Genomic DNA, 19,683 nt, shown 5'->3' on the forward strand with positions numbered 1-19,683 from the left:
CACAACAGCTCCGACGAGCTTATCTTCCAGCCAGCGCAACCATCACCTCCGCTGCCGCCAAGGCCGCAATGACTTCGGGGCGCTTGTCGCGAACCGCCTTGCCGCCGATCGGTGTCACCAGGCGAGCAAGGCGTCTCTCGTCGCCGCCATTCTTCAGATACCAGCTTCGGAAACTCGCCTTCTTCGTCTTCGAGCCGATCATGCCAACATAAGCAGCGTCCTCGCGCGCCAGCGCCTCCGAGACGATCAGAAAATCCAGCGCATGATCATGAGTCAGCACCAGGAAGGCGGAATGCAGCGGGGCAATCCGCACCTGTTCCTCGGGGACCGGAGTCAGCTTCCGTTCGACCTCCGGAGGCAGCCTTTCGAGCGCTTCGGCACGGGTCTCCACGACAATGGCCCGCACCGGCAGCAATGAAAGCGCGGCGGCAAGCGCGTGGCCGACATGCCCACCGCCGAACAGGTAGACATGCGGGCGCGCCGCATCCTCGGCATCCACCCGGCGCAGAAGTTCTGCCCGCCGGGCATCATCAATGATCGAGATATCAAGACTGACCCTGCCACCGCAGCATTGGCCGATTTCCGGTCCCAGCGGAATGTCGAGCGTGCCGGAAGCGGCATTCGCAATGATCAGCTCGCGCGCCTTGGCAATAGCGAGAAATTCGAGCTGTCCGCCGCCGATGGTGCCCAACGATGACGAGGATCCCACCACCATCCACGAGCCTTTCTCGCGCGGGGTCGATCCTTGAGCTTCTCGGACTTCGACCAGTGCAAGGCGAGGCTCTGTATCGAGAAAGGCCGAAAGGCGATTGGATGCCGAGTTCATTTCTGTCTGCCGGCTTCAGTCCTCAGCCGTTCGATCGTCATGAGCACGCGTTCGGGGGTGGCGGGTGCATCCAGCCGCGGGCAGAGCCGGTGATCCGCGACACTCGCCACCGCATCGGAAAGGGCGTGCAGGACCGACATGGCAAGCATGAAAGGCGGCTCGCCGACCGCCTTGGAGCGATGGACCGTCTTTTCGGCGTTCTCCGCCCATTCGGCCAGCGTGACGTTGAAGACCTTAGGGCGGTCGGAGGCGAGCGGGATCTTGTAAGTGGAGGGGGCGTGGGTCCGAAGCCGCCCCTTCTCGTCCCACCGCAGTTCTTCCGTCGTCAGCCAGCCCATTCCCTGCACGAACCCGCCCTCGATCTGGCCGATATCGATCGCCCGGTTAAGGGAGCGGCCTGTTTCGTGAAGGATATCGGTGCGCTCCACCATATATTCGCCAGTCAGCGTATCGACCGACACTTCGGAACAGGCAGCCCCGTAAGCGAAATAATAGAAGGGATGGCCCCTGCCCTTGTCGCGGTCCCAATGGATCTTCGGCGTCTTGTAGAAGCCGGCGGCCGATAGCTGGACGCGCGCCATATAGGCCTTGCGGACGAGATCAGCGAAAGCGACCTCATGATTGCCGATGCGCACGCGATTGGGCAGGAATTTGATCTGCTCCTTTCCGATGCCATACGTCTCGGCGGCGAAGGCTATGAGCCTTTCCTTGATCTGGCGCGCAGCATTCTGCGCCGCCATACCGTTGAGGTCGGAGCCGGACGAGGCAGCGGTAGCGGAAGTGTTGGGCACCTTGCCGGTCGTGGTGGCGGTGATCTTCACCTGATCGATGTCGATCTGGAATTCCTCAGCGACGATCTGGGCGACCTTCACATAGAGTCCCTGCCCCATCTCCGTGCCGCCATGGTTCAGATGCACCGAGCCATCCGTATAAACATGGACCAGCGCGCCTGCCTGGTTGAAATGGGTGGCGGTAAAGGAGATACCGAACTTGACCGGCGTCAGCGCGATACCATGCTTGATCACATCGCTGTTGGCATTGAAAGCGGCGATCTCGCGCCGACGACGAGCATAGGCGGCACGCTCCTCCAGTTCCGACACGATCCTGTGGACGATATTGTCCTCGACCGTCTGGTGATAGGGCGTCACGTTACGCTCGCGCTCGCCATAGAAATTGCACTTTCGGATTTCCAGCGGGTCCTTGCCGCAGGCGAAAGCCACCTCGTCGATGATGCGCTCAGCGCCCAGCATCCCCTGCGGCCCGCCGAAGCCGCGGAAGGCGGTGTTCGATACCGTGTTCGTATAAAGCGGCGCGGAAACCGCCTTCACCGCCGGATAAAAATAAGCGTTGTCACAATGAAACAGCGCCCGATCCGTCACGGCGCCGGAAAGATCGGCCGAAAAGCCGCAACGGGCGCCGTAGGTGAAGTCGACGCCGAGGATGTTGCCGTCGTCGTCAAACCCGACTTCGTAGTCGATCACAAAATCATGGCGTTTGCCCGTAGCAGTCATGTCGTCGTCGCGGTCGGGGCGGATTTTTACGGCACGACGCAGACGCTTGGCAGCGATGGCGGCAATGGCGGCAAACTGGTTGGCCTGCGTCTCCTTGCCGCCAAAGCCGCCGCCCATACGCCGCACTTCCACGGTTACCGCATGGGAGGGTACGCCGAGCGCATGCGCCACCATGTGCTGCACCTCGCTCGGATGCTGCGTGGAGGAATGCACGGTGACATCCATATCCTCGCCGGGAATGGCAAGCGCGATCTGCCCTTCCAGATAGAAGTGATCCTGCCCGCCACAACGCATTCGGCCTTTCACGCGCCTTGGAGCGGCTGCGATGGCCTTGGCCGCCTCGCCGCGCGCAAGGGTGAGCGGCGCGGTAACGAGCTTGTCCTTGGCTGGATCGAGGTCGCCTATATCGATCACTGCGGGCAGTTCGTCATATTCGACCTTGGCAAGCACGCAGGCGCGTCTTGCCTGGTCGCGGGTACCGGCGATCACCGCGAAGATCGGCTGGCCGAAGAATTGCACCACCCCGTCCGCCAGCACCGGCTCGTCCTGCTTGCCCGTTGGGCTGATGTCATTGACGCCAGGGACATCCTTCGCAGTCAGCACATCGACCACGCCCGGTGCTGACCGGACAGCGGAAAGATCCATCGATCGGATGGTGCCATGCGCAACGGTGGAAAGGCCGAGATAGGCATGCAGCGTGCCTGCCGGCTCGGCCATGTCATCGATATAGACGGCCTCGCCGGTCACATGTTTGTGGGCCGAATCATGCCGCTGGTCGGTCGCCACACCGCCGGCAATCCTTTGCGCGGTCAAATCCTGTGCGGCATGCTTGTTCATGCCATCACCTCATACCGCTTCACCTGCAATGGCCGGCCGGAATCGGCGCTTTCGAGGAAGAAGCGTTTCAGAAGGTTCCTGGCCACCAGCATACGATATTCCGCAGAGGCCCGCATATCGGTGATCGGTTTGAAGTCGGAAGGATAGGCACCCACAGCCTTCTCGACAGTTTCCATTGTCCAAGGCTGACCGACAAGTACCGCCTCTACCGCCCGCGCCCGCTTCGGTGTCACCGCCATACCGCCATAGGCGATGCGGGCTGATGTCACGGTGCCATCGGAGTCGATGGAGATATTGAAAGCTCCAAGCACGGCCGTGATATCCTCGTCGCGCCGCTTTGTGACCTTCCAGACGGCAAAGCGCGCACGCTGCTTCGGCAGTGGAATATGCACTGCCTCCACGAACTCGCCGGGGCGGCGGTCCTGCTTTCCATAGTCGATGAAGAAATCTTCCAACTCGACAGTGCGCCGGCTGTCTCCCTTGCGCAGTGTGAGCCTTGCTCCGAGTGCGATCAGCGGCGGCGGCATATCCCCGATGGGCGAGCCGTTGGCAATGTTGCCCCCGATCGTGCCCATATTGCGGATCTGTTCGCCGCCGATGCGGTCGAGCAGGGGCCCCAGCGAGGAAATGCGCGACGAAAGTACCTCAAATGCATCGGTGTAGCTGACGCCGGAGCCGATGGTTATTGCATCATCCTCCACCGAAATGCGCCGCAACTCATCGATGCCGCCGACAAAGACGACCGGCGCGATCCGACGCATGAACTTCGTCACCCAAAGCCCGACATCCGTCGAACCGGCAACGATGGTTGCAGTCGGTTCGGCTTCGAGGATGCGCGCCAGATCATCGGCGTCGGCGGGGATCAGCAGTTGCTCGTCGCCTGATCCGATCTTCACACGCTTTCCATCTTTCATCTCTTTCAGCGTTGCAAGAACGCTTGCGCGCTCGGTTTTCAGCGGGTCCCTCGTCGCATCGCCATAGGATGAAACAGCACAGGCGGCTTTCACGATCGCCTCATAGCCCGTGCAGCGGCAGAGATTGCCCTGCAAAGCCTTTTCGATCGCATAATTGGAGGGCGACGGATTGCGCATCCACAGTGCATAGAGCGACATGACGAAGCCAGGCGTGCAGAAGCCGCATTGCGATCCGTGGAAGTCGACCATTGCCTGCTGCACCGGGTGCAGCGTCCCGTCAGGCCGCTTCAGATGCTCGATCGTAACAACATGACAACCATCGAGCGACCCGAGAAAGCGTATGCAAGCATTCACGCCCTCATAGACGAGGTCGCCATTCGCCAGCCGTCCGACAAGCACCGTGCAGGCTCCGCAATCGCCTTCGGCGCATCCTTCCTTCGTACCGCGCATGGAGCGACGCAGCCGCAGGAAGTCGAGCAGTGTCTCATCGGGCCTGACGTCAGCCAGCGCGACGGCCTCTCCGTTGAGGAGAAAGCGGATTTCAGAGCGGGTAGTGCTCATTGGGGTGCCGCTCCGAAACACGTGTCAGGCTTACTGCAAAGCGTACAGGCTACCGACATCTCAACTTCCCCTGTAGGTCGAATAGCCATAGGGCGAGAGCAGCAGCGGCACATGATAATGTGCGTTTTCGGCCACGCCGAAGCGAATGGGGATTTGATCAAGGAAAGGCGGGTCCGGCAGCACAGCACCATTCGCCCGAAGATAGTCGCCGGCGAAGAAGACCAGTTCATACCGACCTGCCTCGAAGGCGGGACCTTCAAGCAGCGGAGCACCGCAGCGTCCGTCCGCATTGGTGACCACCTCTTTCAGCTTGCGGTGCAAATTGCCGCTAATGCGGTAGAGCGCGATCCTGAGGCCCGCCGCCGGGCGGCCGGAAGCAGTATCCAGCACATGGGTGGTCAGGCGTCCGCCTTGTTCATGCGGCATGAAATCTCCCTTATCGTTCTTGTCCGACGCCAGCTATTCGATTGTGCTGCAATTTCAGGCACTGCATAAGGGGCCGGCATCTGAAACGGCACGAAAAGAGTTTCAAATTTTTTCAGGGGAATGATCCCCTGTCGTTCGATTATCGTCGGGAAGAGAATAGCAGAATGTCCTAGTGGAGCGAATTTGACATTTGGGTCCCTGAACCGTCACCCACTCGCTCAAATGTCAAATTCAAAAGTTCCACTAGAATCAAATAACTGGCTAGTGGTCCTTTGATTCCGACATTTGCTCAGGCAGGTCCACAAACGGGTAGCAAATGTCGGAATCGGACCACCAGGATCGGAAAAGCATGAAGCGATATCCCAGAGATATGCGCGGTTATGGCGCCAATCCGCCGAATGCCGACTGGCCGGGCGGAGCGCATGTGGCCGTGCAGTTCGTGGTCAATTACGAGGAAGGCGGCGAGAACTGCATTTTGCATGGCGATGCGACATCCGAGGCTTTCCTGTCCGAGATCGTCGGTGCCGCGCAATGGCCGGGCATGCGCCATTGGAACATGGAATCGATCTACGAATATGGCGCGCGCGCCGGTTTCTGGCGGCTGCACCGCATGTTCACCCAGGCCGGCGTGCCCGTCACCGTCTATGGCGTCGCGACTGCGCTTGCGCGCGCGCCGGATCAGGTAGCGGCCATGCAGGAGGCTGGTTGGGAAATCGCATCTCACGGCTACAAATGGATCGAGTGCAAGGATCTGGATCCCGACACGGAGCGCAAGCAGCTTGCCGAGGCGATCCGGCTTCACCGGGAAGTCACCGGCGAGCGTCCGCGCGGCTTCTATCTCGGCCGCAGTTCGATCAACACGGTCCGGCTCGCGGCCGAAGAAGGCGGCTTCGATTATATCTCCGACACCTATGACGACGACCTGCCCTATTGGCTCGACCATGACGGGCACGGCAACGCCATCACGCCGCAGCTCGTCATCCCCTATACGCTCGACGCCAACGACATGCGCTATGCTACTGCGCAGGGATTCAATTCGGGCGACCAGTTCTTTGCCTATCTGAAAGATGCCTTTGACACGCTCCGTGAAGAAGGGGAAGCCGGTCGACCGGCCATGATGAGCGTCGGGCTGCACTGCCGGCTTGTCGGACGTCCCGGAAGGGCCGCCGCTCTCAAGCGCTTCATCGACTATGTGAAGAGCCACGATAAAGTCTGGCTGGCGCGGCGCATCGATATTGCCCGGCACTGGATGGAGCATCACCCCTACCAGTCGCGCGAATTGCGGCCAAGCAGGATGGATCGCGATGCTTTCGTGAAGCATTTCGGCGGCATTTTCGAGCATTCGCCCTGGATTGCCGAACGGGCCTTCGAACTCGAGCTAGGCCCGGCACACGACTCCGCCGGCGGCCTTCACAATGCGCTTGCCCGCATGTTCCGCGCGGCCAGCGAGCAAGAACGTCTCGCAGTGTTGACGGCTCATCCGGATCTGGCCGGCAAGCTCGCCCAGGCGAAACGCCTGACGCCGGAATCTGCCAGGGAACAGGCTTCAGCCGGCCTTGATGCACTGACGGATGTCGAACGGGAAAGATTCACCGAGCTGAACGAGGCTTATGTGCAGAAGTTCGGCTTTCCCTTCATCGTCGCTGTGCGCGGGAAGACCAAAGGCGAGATCCTTTCGGCATTCGAACGCCGCATCGAGAACAACCGCGAGACCGAATTCGAAACGGCCTGCAAGGAAGTGGAGCACATCGCATTGCTCCGGCTGAAGGAGATCCTGCCCCAGTGAAGGACACCACCATGCCCGCCCGCAGCTATTACGCGCCGCATGGCGGCCTGCCGCCTCAGGATCAGTTACTGACCGGCCGCGCAGTATTCACCGAAGCCTATGCCGTCATTCCGAAGGGAGTGATGAGTGACATCGTCACAAGCTATCTGCCCTTTTGGGAGAAGACGCGCGCCTGGATCATCTCACGGCCGCTTTCCGGCTTTGCCGAGACCTTCTCGCAATACATCCTGGAAGTGGCGCCCGGCGGCGGAAGCGAAAGACCGGAGCCCGACCCGCAGGCCGAGGGCGTCCTTTTCATCCTTGAAGGCGAACTCACGGTTACGCTTGCCGGCCGAAGCGAGATCATGAAGCCAGGAGGCTTTGCCTTCATTCCTCCTTCCAGTGACTGGACTGTCCGCAACCATGCCGACAAGCCTGTGCGCTTCAACTGGATCCGCAAGGCCTATGAGGCTGTTGAAGGGATCGAGAGGCCGGAAGCCTTCTTCGTCAACGAGGCGCAAGTGGAGCCTTCGCCCATGCCCGATACGGAAGGTCGGTGGGCGACGACGCGCTTCGTCGACCCGGCCGACCTGCGCCACGACATGCATGTGACCATCGTTACCCTGCAGCCCGGCGCAGTCATCCCTTTCGCCGAAACGCATGTGATGGAGCACGGCCTTTATGTGCTGCAAGGCAAGGCTGTCTATCGGCTTAACCAGGATTGGGTGGAGGTGGAGGCTGGCGACTATATGTGGCTACGCGCCTTCTGCCCCCAGGCCTGCTATGCCGGCGGTCCGGGGCCTTTCCGCTACCTTCTCTACAAGGACGTCAACCGGCACGCGAAGTTGGGCTGAGGCGCCGCATGAATGTGATCGTTGCCCGCCCCCTCACCCGCGATGCCTTCGCCCCTTTCGGCGATGTGATCGAGACGGAAGGCGCGCAAAGCTTCCTGATCAACAACGGTAAGACACGGCGCTTCCACGATCTCGCAAAAGTGGAAGCGACCGGACCCAATGCGCGTGTGCTGGTCAGCATATTTCGCGGCGAGCCCTATGATTTCCCGTTGAGGCTCGAAATGGTGGAGCGTCATCCTTTCGGCAGCCAGGCCTTCATGCCACTATCGCCGCGCCCATTTCTCGTCGTGGTCTGTCCGGACGAAGACGGCCGCCCTGGCCTGCCGCATGCCTTTCTGACGAAGCTCGGGCAAGGCGTGAATTATGCCCGCAACACATGGCACGCCGTGCTTACGCCGATTGGAGAGACGCAGGATTTCCTTGTTGTCGATCGCGGTGGCGACGGCAACAATGTCGAAGAGTTCTTCTTTCCAGAGCCCTTCAGCATACGGCTTGGGGATATGCCGTAAGGAGCCGGATTTTCCGGCTTTTGTGCGCGGCCGGCACAGCCTTCCACAACTTTTCGGACGGCCGGCCGAGATTGACGGTATCGCACGCGCCGCTCACCGTCCCGGCACCCGCGAAACACATGTCTTGCATCCGGCAAATGGATGATCCGGGTCTTTTTCAAATCATCCAATTGTACGTTTCCGACAAGCAAATGTCGCTAACGGAGCAGGCTCGTAGCGCTATCGGACTTGCCGTGAATGTTAAGCTGCTGAATAATCGACATGGGAAAAGATCACGCGGCTCACCGCGGAAGAATGGGAGCAGTCTTCATGTCAGACGAACTTGCTTATCTCGGCCGACGCGTCGTGGCCGGCAAAATGAGCCGCCGGGATTTTCTCGGCCGCGCGGCAGCGCTTGGTGTTGCCGCTCCCTTCGCCAATATGATTCTTGCCAATACCGCCGGCGCCCAGACGCCGAAGAAGGGCGGCGCGCTGAAGATGGGACTAGTTGGCGGCGAATCGACCAACAGCCTCGACCCTGCCTTGTGGCTGACGCAGGTACCACAGAATTTCGGCTCGACCTGGGGCGAACTCCTGGTGGTGCAGTCGCCGGAAGACGGTTCGCCGCAGCCGGTACTGGCCGAATCCTGGGAAGCTTCTGACGATGCCGCCGAATGGCATTTCAAGATTCGCAAGGGCATTACCTTCCACAATGGCAAGGACCTGACGCCGGACGACGTCGTGCAGACGATCACCCGCCACGCAGACGAAGCAACCAAGTCGGCCGCTCTCGGCGTTCTGGGCGATATCGATACGGTAACGACCGACGGTGACTATGTCGTCTTCAAGCTGAAGCGCGGCAATGCCGACCTGCCGCTGCTGCTGACCGACTATCACCTGGTCATCCAGCCCAATGGCGGGCGCGACAAGCCGGATGAAGGAATCGGGACAGGCCCATACAAGGTTGAGGTGAACGAACCCGGCGTGCGCCACATGTCGGTGAAATATGACGGCTACTGGCGCGACGATGTCGGCCATGTCGATTCCGTCGAGGTGATTGTCATGAACGACAACACCGCCCGCATGTCGGCGCTGCAGTCGGGCCAGGTGCACATCATCAACCGTGTCGAGCCGAAAACGGTTTCGCTCCTGGAGCGGGTGCAAGGCGTAGTGATCGAAGCCGTGCCGTCCAAGGGGCACTATGTCTTCATCATGCATTGCAATACCGCGCCCTTCGACAATGCGGACCTTCGCATGGCGCTGAAATATGCCGTTGATCGCCAGCAGATGATCGACCAGATCCTGCTCGGTCATGCCTCACTCGGTAATGATTTCCCGATCAACCAGTCCTACGCGCTCTTCCCCGAAGGCATCGAGCAGCGCGCCTATGATCCTGAAAAGGCCGCCTTCCACTACAAGAAATCCGGCCATTCCGGCCCGATCCTGCTGCGCACATCGGAGGTCGCTTTTCCCGGCGCCGTCGATGCTGCGCAACTTTTCCAGCAGCAGGCACAGGCCGCGGGCATCCAGATCGACGTACAGCGCGAGCCAGGCGACGGCTACTGGACCGAGGTGTGGAACAAGCAGCCCTTCTGCGCCTCCTACTGGGGTGGCAGACCGACGCAGGATTCCATGTATTCGACAGCCTACATCACCGATGCGGACTGGAACGACACGCGCTTCTTCAATGAAGGCTTCGACAAGATCATTCTCGAGGCGCGCGCCGAGCTCGATGATGCCAAACGCGCGGAACTCTACCGCGAAGCTGCGACGATGGTCCGCGACGATGGCGGCCTGATCCTGCCGATGTTCAACGACTTCCTCGACGCTCATCGCGAGGAGGTTAAAGGATGGGTCAAGGACCCGAACCACGAAACCTCCAATCTAAGGGCGGCGATCCGCGTCTGGCTGGATCAAGCCTGATCGGACGGTCGGATGGGGAGTTCCCGAATCCTGATACTTATTGCCCAGCGCATTGCGATGGGCGTTCTTCTCCTCTTCGCCGTGTCGGCGCTGATCTTCGCCGGCACCCAGATCCTGCCGGGTGACGTTGCACAATCGATCCTGGGACAGGCCGCCACGCCGCAGGCACTCGCCAATCTGCGCGAGGAGCTCGGGCTAAACGATCCCGCCATCGTACGCTATTTCCGCTGGCTCGGCGGTGTGCTGACCGGCGATCTCGGCACCGCTCTCTCCAACGGCCGCGACATAGCATCCTCGCTCGAGGACAGGCTGGGCAATACCCTCTTCCTCGCGGCGATTGCAGCAATCGTCTCTGTTCCGCTGGCGATCCTGCTCGGCCTGCTCGCGGTGCGCTACCGCAATGGCGCCATAGACAAGATCATCTCCGGTCTGGCACTGGCCTCGACCTCGTTGCCGGAATTCTTCATCGGCTATGTGCTGATGCTTTTCTTCGCCGTGAAGCTGCAATGGTTCCCGAGCGTCTCGACCGTCTATGACACGATGAGCTTCGTTGAAAAGCTCAGGGCGGTCGCGCTGCCTGCAACCGCGCTCACCTTCGTCGTGCTGGCGCATATGATGCGCATGACACGCGCCGCGATTCTCAACGTCATGCAGTCCGCCTATATCGAGACCGCCGAGCTCAAGGGCCTGTCACCCTTCCAGATCATTCGCCGCCACGCTTTTCCGAATGCCGTTGCCCCCATCGTCAATGTCGTGATGCTGAACCTCGCTTATCTGGTCGTAGGCGTCGTGGTCATCGAGGTGATCTTCGTCTATCCGGGTCTAGGCCAGTATCTTGTCGATCATGTCACCAAGCGTGACGTGCCGGTTGTCCAGGCGGTCGGTCTCATATTCGCTGCCGTCTATATTGGGCTGAACATGATTGCCGATATCGTGGCGATCCTCGCCAATCCGCGTCTCAGGAATCCGAGATGAGAGGCGCGGCGAATGCTTGATATCAGACAGATCCCGATCGGCGCGCTCCTTGGTCTGATCATCACGACACTGCTTGTCCTTTCCGCGATCCTCGCGCCCCTGATCGCGCCCTACGGCATCGGCCAGATCGTCGGCGGCGTATGGGAGCCGGCAACATCAGAGCATTGGCTCGGCACCGACAATCTCGGCCGCGATTTGCTCACCCGCATGATCTACGGCGGCCGGATCACCATCTTCATCGCCGCGCTCGCCACGGCCCTCTCCTTCATCCTCGGCTCCGTGCTCGGCTTCACGGCTGCAGTCGTCGGCGGCTGGTTCGACACCATCATGTCGCGTCTGGTCGATCTTCTGATGTCCATCCCGACGCTGATCTTCGGCCTTGTCGTGCTTTCGGTTCTGCCCTCTTCCACTTTGACGCTCATCCTCGTCATGGGCATCCTTGATTCCACGCGCGTCTATCGCCTGGCGCGCGCCGTGGCCGTCGACATCAATGTCATGGACTTCGTGGAAGCGGCCAAGCTGCGGGGCGAAGGCCGCGCATGGATCATCTTCCGCGAGATCCTGCCGAATGCGCTGTCGCCGCTGGTGGCCGAACTCGGCCTGCGCTTCATCTTCGCCGTGCTTTTCCTTTCCGCCCTGTCCTTCCTCGGGCTCGGTGTGCAGCCGCCGGAATCGGACTGGGGCGGCATGGTGAGGGAAAACAAGGAAGGCATCGTCTTCGGCATTCCCGCCGCACTGATACCCGCTGGCGCCATCGCCGCGCTTTCCATCTCGGTCAATCTCGTGGCCGACTGGGTCCTGAACCGCACCAGCGATCTCAAGGGAGGCCGCGGCAATGCCTGACGCCGGCGGAACCGAAACGCTCCTCGACATCCGCGATCTTCGCATCGAGGCAACCGTTTATGCGCCCGGAGAGGACCCGCGCGATGTCGTGATCGTTGACGGCATCTCGTTCAAGCTTGCCAAGGGCCGGGTACTGGGCCTCATAGGCGAGTCCGGCGCCGGCAAATCCACCATCGGATTGTCGTCCATGGGCTACGGCCGCGGCGGCGTCCGCATCACCGGCGGCGAGATCATCGTGAATGGCCGCGACATCAGGAAGCTCGGCCCGCGGGGCTTGCGGAAACTGCGCGGCAGCGAAGTTTGCTATGTCGCCCAATCGGCTGCCGCTGCCTTCAATCCGGCACACAAGCTGATGGACCAGGTGGTCGAGGCCGCGCTGAGGCACGGCACCGCCAATCGACGAGAGGCCGAGGCGCGCGCGGTGGAGCTCTTCCGCAAGCTCAGCCTGCCCAATCCGGAAACCATAGGCAAGCGCTATCCGCATCAGGTCTCCGGCGGGCAGTTGCAGCGCGTCATGACGGCAATGGCCTTGTGTTCCAAACCCGATCTCATCGTCTTCGACGAACCGACCACGGCGCTCGACGTGACAACCCAGATCGACGTGCTGGCGGCGATCAAGGACGCCATCGCCGACACCCATGTCGCCGCACTCTATATCACCCATGATCTGGCGGTCGTCGCACAGGTTTCCGACGAGATCATGGTTCTGCGCCATGGCAAGATGATCGAGCATGGCGAGACCCGGCAGATCATCGAGGCACCGCGCAAGGACTATACGAAGGCACTTGTCTCCGTGCGCTCCATCGAGCACGAGGAGAAGAAGCCGGCCACACAGCCGATCCTGCGGGTGGAGGACGTGACTGCCGCTTACGGCGGCGGGGTCGTGAGGGTTCTGCAGGACGTTTCCGTCGATATCTTCCCTGGCCAGACGCTGGCGGTGGTCGGCGAATCCGGCTCTGGCAAATCGACCCTGGCGAGGGTCATCACCGGCCTGTTGCCGCCCCTCGAAGGAACGGTCAGCTTCGAGGGCAGGCCTCTGCCTCCGAGACTGGCAAATCGCACCAAGGACGATCTCCGCGAATTGCAGATGATCTACCAGATGGCGGATGTGGCAATGAACCCGCGCCAGACGGTCAAGACCATCATCGGCCGGCCGCTTGAATTCTATTTCGGCATGCGCGGCGCGGAGCGCGATCGGCGCGTGGCGGAACTGCTTGAAGAAATCGAGATGGGAAAGGGTTTTGCCGATCGCTATCCAGCCGAACTCTCCGGCGGCCAGAAGCAGCGTGTTTGCATCGCACGGGCGCTTGCCGCCAAGCCGAAGCTGATCATCTGCGACGAGGTGACGAGTGCGCTCGACCCGCTGGTGGCCGACGGCATTCTGAAGCTGCTGCTCGACCTGCAGAAGCGGGAAGACGTGGCCTATCTCTTCATCACCCACGACCTTGCAACCGTACGCGCGATCGCCGATTCCATAGCGGTCATGTATCAGGGAAAGGTGGTGCGCTATGGCACGAAGACGGAAGTGCTGACGCCGCCTTACGACGACTATACCGAACTTCTCCTGTCCTCCGTGCCGGAAATGGAAGTCGGCTGGCTGGAAAAGGCCATTGCCGGCCGAAGGATGGAAGCGGCGGGGAATTGAGAGCTGGGCTTCCTGGCCGCTTTCGAATAATCGGCAATCTCAGCGCCCCTTCCATACCGGATCGCGCTTTTCGGCAAAGGCACGAAAGCCTTCGAGATTGTCTTCCGAGACATAGAGCCGGTCGACCGTGCGGAACTTGCGCTTGGTGATCCAGTTCATCGCTTCCTGAAAGTTCATCGCCTCGGCCTCGCGCGCCACTTCCTTGACCGCCGCGAAGACGAGCGGCGGCCCGCCGGCAAGCAGGCGGGCGATCTCCCAGACGCGGTCTTCCAGCTTCTCCTTGGGCAGGACTTCATTGACGAGACCCCAGCGATGCGCCTCCGCCGCATCCATCCAGCGACCGGTCAGCAACAGCTCCATGGCAACATGATAGGGCATGCGTTTCGGCAGCTTTACCGTGGCGGCATCGGCAAGCGTGCCGGCGCGAATTTCCGGCAGCGCGAAGCGGGAATGCTCTGCGGCATAGATCAGGTCGCAGGAAAGCGCGAGTTCGAAGCCGCCGCCGACCGCCATGCCGTTGACGCATGCTATTACAGGCTTGTTCATGTCGATGAGTTCCTGCAATCCGCCGAAGCCACCGACTCCGTAGTCGCCGTCCACTGCATCGCCCGCGGCCGCCGCCTTCAGGTCCCAGCCGGCGGAGAAGAACTTGTCGCCCGCTGTTTTCACAATTCCCACGCGCAGACCGGGATCATCGCGAAACGCCTTGAATGTCTCACCCATCAGCCGTGAGGTGGCGAGATCAATGGCGTTGGCCTTCGGCCTGTCGAGCGTGACCTCGAGGATTGCGCCTTCCCGGCGGGTAGTGATCACTTCAGTCATTCTTCACTCCTTCGAACCACCAGCGCATCCGCGATCCAGGCGCCTTGTCTTTCGGCGCAGACAATCAGCGGATTGATATCCATCTCGGCGATCTCGCTGGCATGTATCCGCGCAAACTGCCCAATTTCCCCAATCGCCTCGACCGCGGATGAGAGATCGGCCTTCGCCCGCCCGCGATAACCGTCGAGCAGTGGAAACAGCTTCAGGCCGCGCAAGGCTTCATCGATTTCCTCGCGGCTCGCCGGCAAAAGCAGCGTCGCGCTGTCCTGTAGGAGTTCGACCAGCACGCCGCCGAAACCGACAGTCATCACCGGTCCGAACACAGAATCGTGCCTGACGCCGACGATCAGTTCGGCGGCACCGCCCGCCACCATACGCTCGACATAAAGGCCTGAACCGAGCGGAAGCAGGCTCTCGGCTGCCGCCTTCACCGCCTCGGAGTCGCGCAGGTTGAGCCGCACGGCTCCGTGCTCGCTCTTGTGGGGGAGACCGAGCGCCTTCAACGCTACCGGGAAACCAATCTCTGCGGCGGCCGCTGCGGCCTCTGCCACCGTTGTGGCGCGCCGGCCTTTCGGCACGGGCAGACCGGCAGCGGCCAACATGGCCTTGGCGGCGGCTTCGTCCAAGAAATTCGCCCCCCTGTCCGCCTCGCTTACGCTCGGCACCCCTCCCCCGATCAGCGGGGGAGAAGAAGAGCAGCCGTCATCGCGGCCGGCATTTCCTTTCCCCCATGACACGGGGGAGAGGTGGCTCGGGCTAAGCCCGAGACGGAGTGGGGTTTCCTCGGCAACGTCCGCTCGAATAGAGGCGGACGTGGGTCTCTTCCACATCTCCCCAATCACGGCCGCAGCTTCGGCCGCCGCCAGCGCCTCTTCGATACCACAGAGCGGCACCATGCCATCTGCCAGCAGGACGGACGCATAGGCTTCCGGCATATTCTCCGGCATCGAGGCCACGACCGCGCCATGGGCGCCGTTGGCCTTTAGCGCCGTCTTGAAGGCGCGCAGCGCCGGCCACCAGTCCGCATCGGAACAGCGATCGGCGCGCGGGAAATCAAGCACCAGAAGGTTGAGATCGAAGCCGCCCGAAACGAATGCGGAGAACGTCGCCGTCATCGCTGCCTCGTCGTTCCAGATGAAGGTGTGATAGTCGAGCGGGTTGGCGATCGCGACCAGAGGCCCGAGCGTTTCCTTCACGCACAGGCTATGCGACTCGTCGAGAGTCGGAAACCGGATGCGCCTGCCTTCCGCACTGTCAGCCATGACAGCGGCCTCGCCGCCGGAGCAACTCACGGAAGACAAGCGAAAACCCGGAAGCGGCCCGACCGCATGAAGAAGCTTTAGTGTCTCCAGAAAAACGGGAATCGAATGAACGCGGCTGATGCCGAGCCGTTTCAGGAAGACGTCGGACGCCGCAGCCGTGCCGGCAAGCGAAGCAGTATGCGAGATTGCGGCCGCGCGCGCCTGTTCGGAGCGCCCGATCTTCATAGCAACGACAGGTTTCCTCAATTCCCGCGCCCGAGCCGCCAGCCTTTCAAAGCCGGCGGCGGAATCGAAGCCCTCGATATGCAGGCCGAGCACCGAGACACGCTCATCCTCGATCAGCCCCAGCGCGATCTCGGACAATCCCGTCTGCGCCTGGTTACCGGCCGTCATCAGATAGGCGATCGGCAGACCGCGCTTCTGCATCGTCATGTTGATGGCGATGTTGGAGGATTGCGTGATGATGGCGACGCCGCGCTCGCCTGCCGCCAGCCGCTTGCCGCCATGCTGGTCGGGCCAAAGCAGCGCCCCATCGGCATAGTTGATGAGACCGTAGCAATTCGGCCCGATGATCGGCATCTGGCCTGCGGCTTCGACCAGTTGACGCTGCAGCGCCTCACCTTCTGCATCGTCGCCTGCTTCCCGGAAGCCGGATGCGAAGCACACCGCGCCGCCAGCCCCGTGTGCCGAAAGCTCGCGCACAATTTCGATCGTCGCGTGGCGGTTGACACCGACAAAGGCGGCATCGGGTGACCGAGGGAGATCGGCAACGGAGCGATATGCCCTCAGGCCGGCAATTTCGCCCTTAGCCGGATGGACCGGCCAGATTTCGCCGGCGAAGCCCATTTTTCGTGACTGCTCCACGACCGCTCTGGCCTGCGTGCCGCCAAAGACGGCGATCGATTTCGGACGCAGGAGGCGTTCGAACTGGCGCACGCTCACCCTCCCAGTGGCCGCAGCAGCGCCCTCGAGATGATATGCCGCTGGATTTCGGACGTGCCCTCCCAGATGCGCTCCACCCGTGCGTCGCGCCAGATGCGCTCCAGAGGAAGTTCTTCCATCAGTCCCATGCCGCCATGAATCTGGATCGCCTCGTCGGCGATGAAGGCAAGCACTTCCGTCGCCTTGAGCTTGGCCATCGCCATCTCGGCATCGGTGACGATACCCTGGTCGTATTTCCATCCGCCTTCCATCACCATCAGCTCGGCGGCCTTCAGTTCCATGGCCATGTCGGCGAGCTTGAAGGAGATGCCCTGGAAGCGACCGATATTCTGGCCGAACTGCCGGCGCGAGACTGCCCATTCAACCGCATGGTCGAGGGCCCTTTCAGCCCGGCCGAGGCAGGTTGCGGCGACCTGAAGGCGGGTCGCCCCGAGCCATTGATTGGCGATCTCCATGCCCCTGTGGGGCTCGCCGAGCACCTGGCTCGCCGGCAGCCGGCAATCATCGAATTCGAGGATCGAATTGGTGTAGCCGCGGTGCGAGACGTTGCGGTAGCCATCTCGCACGGTGAAGCCTGGCGTGCCCTTGTCGACGAAGAACGCAGTGATGGCCTTGCGCCCGCCACGCGGCCCTTCCTCCTCGCCCGAAGCCATGAAGACGATGGCGAAATCGGCCATATCGGCATGGCTGATGAAATGCTTGGTGCCGTTCAGCACCCAATCGTCACCGTCCTGTCGCGCGGTGGCCTTCATGCCGCGCAGGTCGGAACCGGCTTCCGGCTCGGTCATGGCGAGGCAGTCGCGCTTCTCCCCACGTATACAAGGATATAGATATTTCTTCTGCTGCTCCTCGGTGCCGACCAGAAGGATGTTGGAAGGCCGGGCGACGCAGCTCCAGTGCAGCGCATAGCTGGCACGTCCAAGCTCCTTCTCGTAGAGCAGCCAGGTCAGCGTATCGAGCCCCGCTCCGCCGAATTCGACGGGCATGTTAGCGGCATAGAGGCCGGCTGCAATCGCCTTGTTCTGCAATTCCAGCCTCAGATCGTCGCGCAGCCGTCCCGACCGCTCGACCTCCGCCTCGTGCGGGAAAAGTTCGTTTTCCACAAAAGCGCGCGTCGTTTCGACAATGAGGCGCTGCTCCTCCGACAGCGAAAAGTCCATTACCGTCCCTCCTTCGCTTTCGCGGCAAGCCTAGCGGCGAAATCCTTGTAGAGCGCGCCGGCGCCCCAACCCTTGCCGCCATTCTGGCGCGACAGGGCTTCCATGATGGCGACGAGATTGTCGTCGCGGATGCGCTCAAGCTCGCGGATCGAGAGGCCCGCCGCCTGCTCGTCGGATTGCGCCGCGATCTTGTCGACCAGCTCGTCCGTCAGTTCGGGAACGTCCATGAGCTTGGTCCACGGCCAGGCGAGGCAAGGGCCGAACTGGGCCATGAAGTGGCGCATGCCTGCCTCGCCGCCGGCGATGCGATAGGTCTGGAAGAGCCCCATCTGTGCCCAACGCAGGCCGAAGGAGTAACGGATGATATCGTCCAGTTCCTCGACGGTGGTCACATCATCATTGATCAGCCAGAGCGCCTCGCGCCATAAAGCCTCCAGCAGCCGGTCGCCGACGAAAGCCTCGATCTCCTTGCGGATCACCACCGGCTTCATGCCGATCGAGGCATAGAGTTCGCGGGCCCYGGCGATCATTTCAGGGCTCGTTTTCTCGCCGCCGACAATCTCCACAAGCGGCAGCAGGTAAACCGGATTGAAMGGGTGGGCGACGACCAGCCGCTCAGGATGCTGCATCTTAGCCTGCATCTCCGTCGGCTTGATGCCGGAGGTGGAGGAACCAATCAGCGCAGTCACCGGCGCCGTCGCGTCGATCTCGGTGAGCACCCTGTGCTTCAGGTCCAGCCGTTCCGGCACGCTCTCTTGGATCAAGTCCGCACCATCGACCGCGTCGGCAACCTTTTTGGCGAAGATGATGTGCCCTTCCGTGGGCAATCCTTTCGGCAGCATGGTGCGATAGGCGCGCCGGGCGCCTTCCAGCACCTCGCCGACCTTGCGCTCTGCTTCCGGATCCGGATCGAATACTGCAACGTCGATACCGTTGAGCACCATGCGGGCGATCCACCCTGCCCCGATGACACCGCAACCGATGGCGGCAGCTTTCCTTATCCCGGCCATCGGATCACCAGCGCTTCGTGAGCTTGAGCTTTTCGCGAACCTCCTGCGGCCCCAGGACCCGGCTGCCCATGCTTTCCGCGATCTTCACCGCCCGTTCCGTCAAGGCGCCGTTGGTGGCCAACACACCCTTGTCGAGCCAGATATTGTCTTCCAGCCCGATGCGGATATTGCCGCCGGCGAGCGTGGCCAGGGCCGCATAGGGCAACTGATTGCGGCCGATGGAAAAGGTCGAGAACACCCAGTCGGTCGGGAGATTGGCCGTCAAGGCTGTCAGCGTCGCGATGTCGTCCGGCGCGCCCCAAGGGATGCCCATGCAAAGCTGCACCATGACCGGATCATCCAGAAGCCCTTGGTTGTAGAGCCATTTGGCAAGCACCAGATGTCCGGTGTCGAATATCTCGACCTCCGGCTTGACGCCGAGCTTCTGTATGCCGGCCGCCATCGCCTTTAGCATGGCCGGTGTGTTGGTCATGATATAATCGCCCTCACCGAAATTCATCGTGCCGCAATCGAGCGTACAGATTTCGGGCAGCAATTTCTCGACATGTGCGAGCCGTTCCAAAGCGCCCGCCATGTCCGTGCCGGCATCCGACGGCGGCAAGGGTTTTTCGACGCTGCCGAGTGTCAGGTCGCCGCCCATGCCAGCAGTCAGATTGATGATGACGTCTGTATTGGATTGCTTGATGAGGTTCACGACCTCTTCATAGAGCGCCACATCACGGGCGCCCTTGCCCGTCTCGGGATTGCGCACGTGGATATGCGCGATCGCGGCGCCCGCATTCGCCGCCTCGATCGCTGCGTCGGCAATCTGGCGCGGCGTGACCGGCACCTTGTCGGAGCGTCCGGTGGTGTCGCCCGCTCCTGTCACGGCGCAGGTGATGAAGACTTCGCGGCTGGGTGACAGGCTCATTTCCATCCT

The 19,683-nt window shown here is 61.6% G+C and carries 16 protein-coding genes; 7 read left to right on the plus strand and 9 right to left on the minus strand.

Going from position 1 to position 19,683, the window contains the following annotated elements; translation table 11 throughout:
* Nucleotides 1–19: 19 nt before the first annotated feature.
* From xdhC to uraH, 4 genes are read right to left on the minus strand one after another with little or no spacing between them, the layout of a single operon-like run.
* Nucleotides 20–826, minus strand: a complete 807-nt coding sequence (gene xdhC, locus L598_RS03155) for a xanthine dehydrogenase accessory protein XdhC (protein ID WP_144860296.1) — start codon at nt 824–826, stop codon at nt 20–22.
* Nucleotides 823–3,174 carry a xanthine dehydrogenase molybdopterin binding subunit gene (gene xdhB, locus L598_RS03160; protein WP_144860298.1) on the minus strand — a complete coding sequence of 784 codons (2,352 nt, stop codon included), beginning with the start codon at nt 3,172–3,174 and terminating at the stop codon, nt 823–825. The genes xdhC and xdhB overlap by 4 nt, the downstream gene beginning before the upstream one ends.
* Entirely contained in the window at nt 3,171–4,649 is a 1,479-nt protein-coding gene (gene xdhA / locus L598_RS03165) for a xanthine dehydrogenase small subunit (protein WP_144860300.1), read from the minus strand. Before xdhA ends, xdhB begins: the two co-directional genes overlap by 4 nt.
* Nucleotides 4,650–4,709: 60 nt before the next feature.
* Nucleotides 4,710–5,075, minus strand: coding sequence for a hydroxyisourate hydrolase (gene uraH, locus L598_RS03170; protein WP_144860302.1), 366 nt, complete (start codon nt 5,073–5,075; stop codon nt 4,710–4,712).
* A 349-nt stretch (nt 5,076–5,424) separates the two neighbouring features.
* Between uraH and puuE the strand changes: the two genes are divergently transcribed.
* The 7 genes from puuE (at nt 5,425) to L598_RS03205 (ending at nt 13,568) form a co-directional block, all read left to right on the plus strand.
* The gene (gene puuE / locus L598_RS03175; RefSeq protein WP_144860304.1) at nt 5,425–6,861 is read left to right on the plus strand and encodes an allantoinase PuuE; all 1,437 of its coding nucleotides are present in this window, start codon (nt 5,425–5,427) and stop codon (nt 6,859–6,861) included.
* A gap of 11 nt (nt 6,862–6,872) precedes the next feature.
* Nucleotides 6,873–7,694: a bifunctional allantoicase/(S)-ureidoglycine aminohydrolase gene (locus L598_RS03180; protein ID WP_144860370.1), complete on the plus strand. Its 822-nt coding sequence runs from the start codon at nt 6,873–6,875 to the stop codon at nt 7,692–7,694.
* An 8-nt stretch (nt 7,695–7,702) separates the two neighbouring features.
* Nucleotides 7,703–8,203: an ureidoglycolate lyase gene (locus L598_RS03185; protein ID WP_144860306.1), complete on the plus strand. Its 501-nt coding sequence runs from the start codon at nt 7,703–7,705 to the stop codon at nt 8,201–8,203.
* 309 nt (nt 8,204–8,512) lie between these two features.
* The gene (locus L598_RS03190) at nt 8,513–10,105 is read left to right on the plus strand and encodes an ABC transporter substrate-binding protein (RefSeq protein ID WP_144860308.1); all 1,593 of its coding nucleotides are present in this window, start codon (nt 8,513–8,515) and stop codon (nt 10,103–10,105) included.
* 12 nt (nt 10,106–10,117) lie between these two features.
* On the plus strand, nt 10,118–11,080 hold the full coding sequence (locus tag L598_RS03195; protein ID WP_144860310.1) for an ABC transporter permease: 963 nt from the start codon (nt 10,118–10,120) through the stop codon (nt 11,078–11,080).
* A 12-nt stretch (nt 11,081–11,092) separates the two neighbouring features.
* Nucleotides 11,093–11,923 carry an ABC transporter permease gene (locus L598_RS03200; protein ID WP_144860312.1) on the plus strand — a complete coding sequence of 277 codons (831 nt, stop codon included), beginning with the start codon at nt 11,093–11,095 and terminating at the stop codon, nt 11,921–11,923.
* Nucleotides 11,916–13,568 (plus strand): ABC transporter ATP-binding protein, encoded by a 1,653-nt coding sequence (locus L598_RS03205; RefSeq protein WP_144860314.1) that lies wholly within the window; start codon nt 11,916–11,918, stop codon nt 13,566–13,568. The genes L598_RS03200 and L598_RS03205 overlap by 8 nt, the downstream gene beginning before the upstream one ends.
* Before the next feature lie 39 nt (nt 13,569–13,607).
* Here L598_RS03205 and L598_RS03210 read toward each other — a convergent pair whose 3' ends face one another.
* Genes L598_RS03210 through L598_RS03230 form a run of 5 tightly spaced genes read right to left on the minus strand, consistent with a single transcriptional unit; the run spans nt 13,608 to nt 19,674 of the window.
* On the minus strand, nt 13,608–14,390 hold the full coding sequence (locus L598_RS03210; protein ID WP_144860316.1) for a carnitinyl-CoA dehydratase: 783 nt from the start codon (nt 14,388–14,390) through the stop codon (nt 13,608–13,610).
* Complete coding sequence (locus tag L598_RS03215; RefSeq protein ID WP_144860318.1) at nt 14,387–16,588, minus strand: acetate--CoA ligase family protein; 2,202 nt, start codon at nt 16,586–16,588, stop codon at nt 14,387–14,389. Before L598_RS03215 ends, L598_RS03210 begins: the two co-directional genes overlap by 4 nt.
* A 2-nt stretch (nt 16,589–16,590) precedes the next feature.
* Nucleotides 16,591–17,754, minus strand: a complete 1,164-nt coding sequence (locus L598_RS03220) for an acyl-CoA dehydrogenase family protein (RefSeq protein ID WP_144860320.1) — start codon at nt 17,752–17,754, stop codon at nt 16,591–16,593.
* Nucleotides 17,754–18,764: a carnitine 3-dehydrogenase gene (locus L598_RS03225; RefSeq protein WP_144860322.1), complete on the minus strand. Its 1,011-nt coding sequence runs from the start codon at nt 18,762–18,764 to the stop codon at nt 17,754–17,756. The genes L598_RS03220 and L598_RS03225 overlap by 1 nt, the downstream gene beginning before the upstream one ends.
* Nucleotides 18,765–18,768: 4 nt before the next feature.
* On the minus strand, nt 18,769–19,674 hold the full coding sequence (locus L598_RS03230; RefSeq protein ID WP_144860324.1) for a 3-keto-5-aminohexanoate cleavage protein: 906 nt from the start codon (nt 19,672–19,674) through the stop codon (nt 18,769–18,771).
* Nucleotides 19,675–19,683 lie beyond the last annotated feature (9 nt).

Source organism: Mesorhizobium sp. J18, assembly GCF_007829525.1.
Lineage (GTDB): Bacteria > Pseudomonadota > Alphaproteobacteria > Rhizobiales > Rhizobiaceae > VLJP01.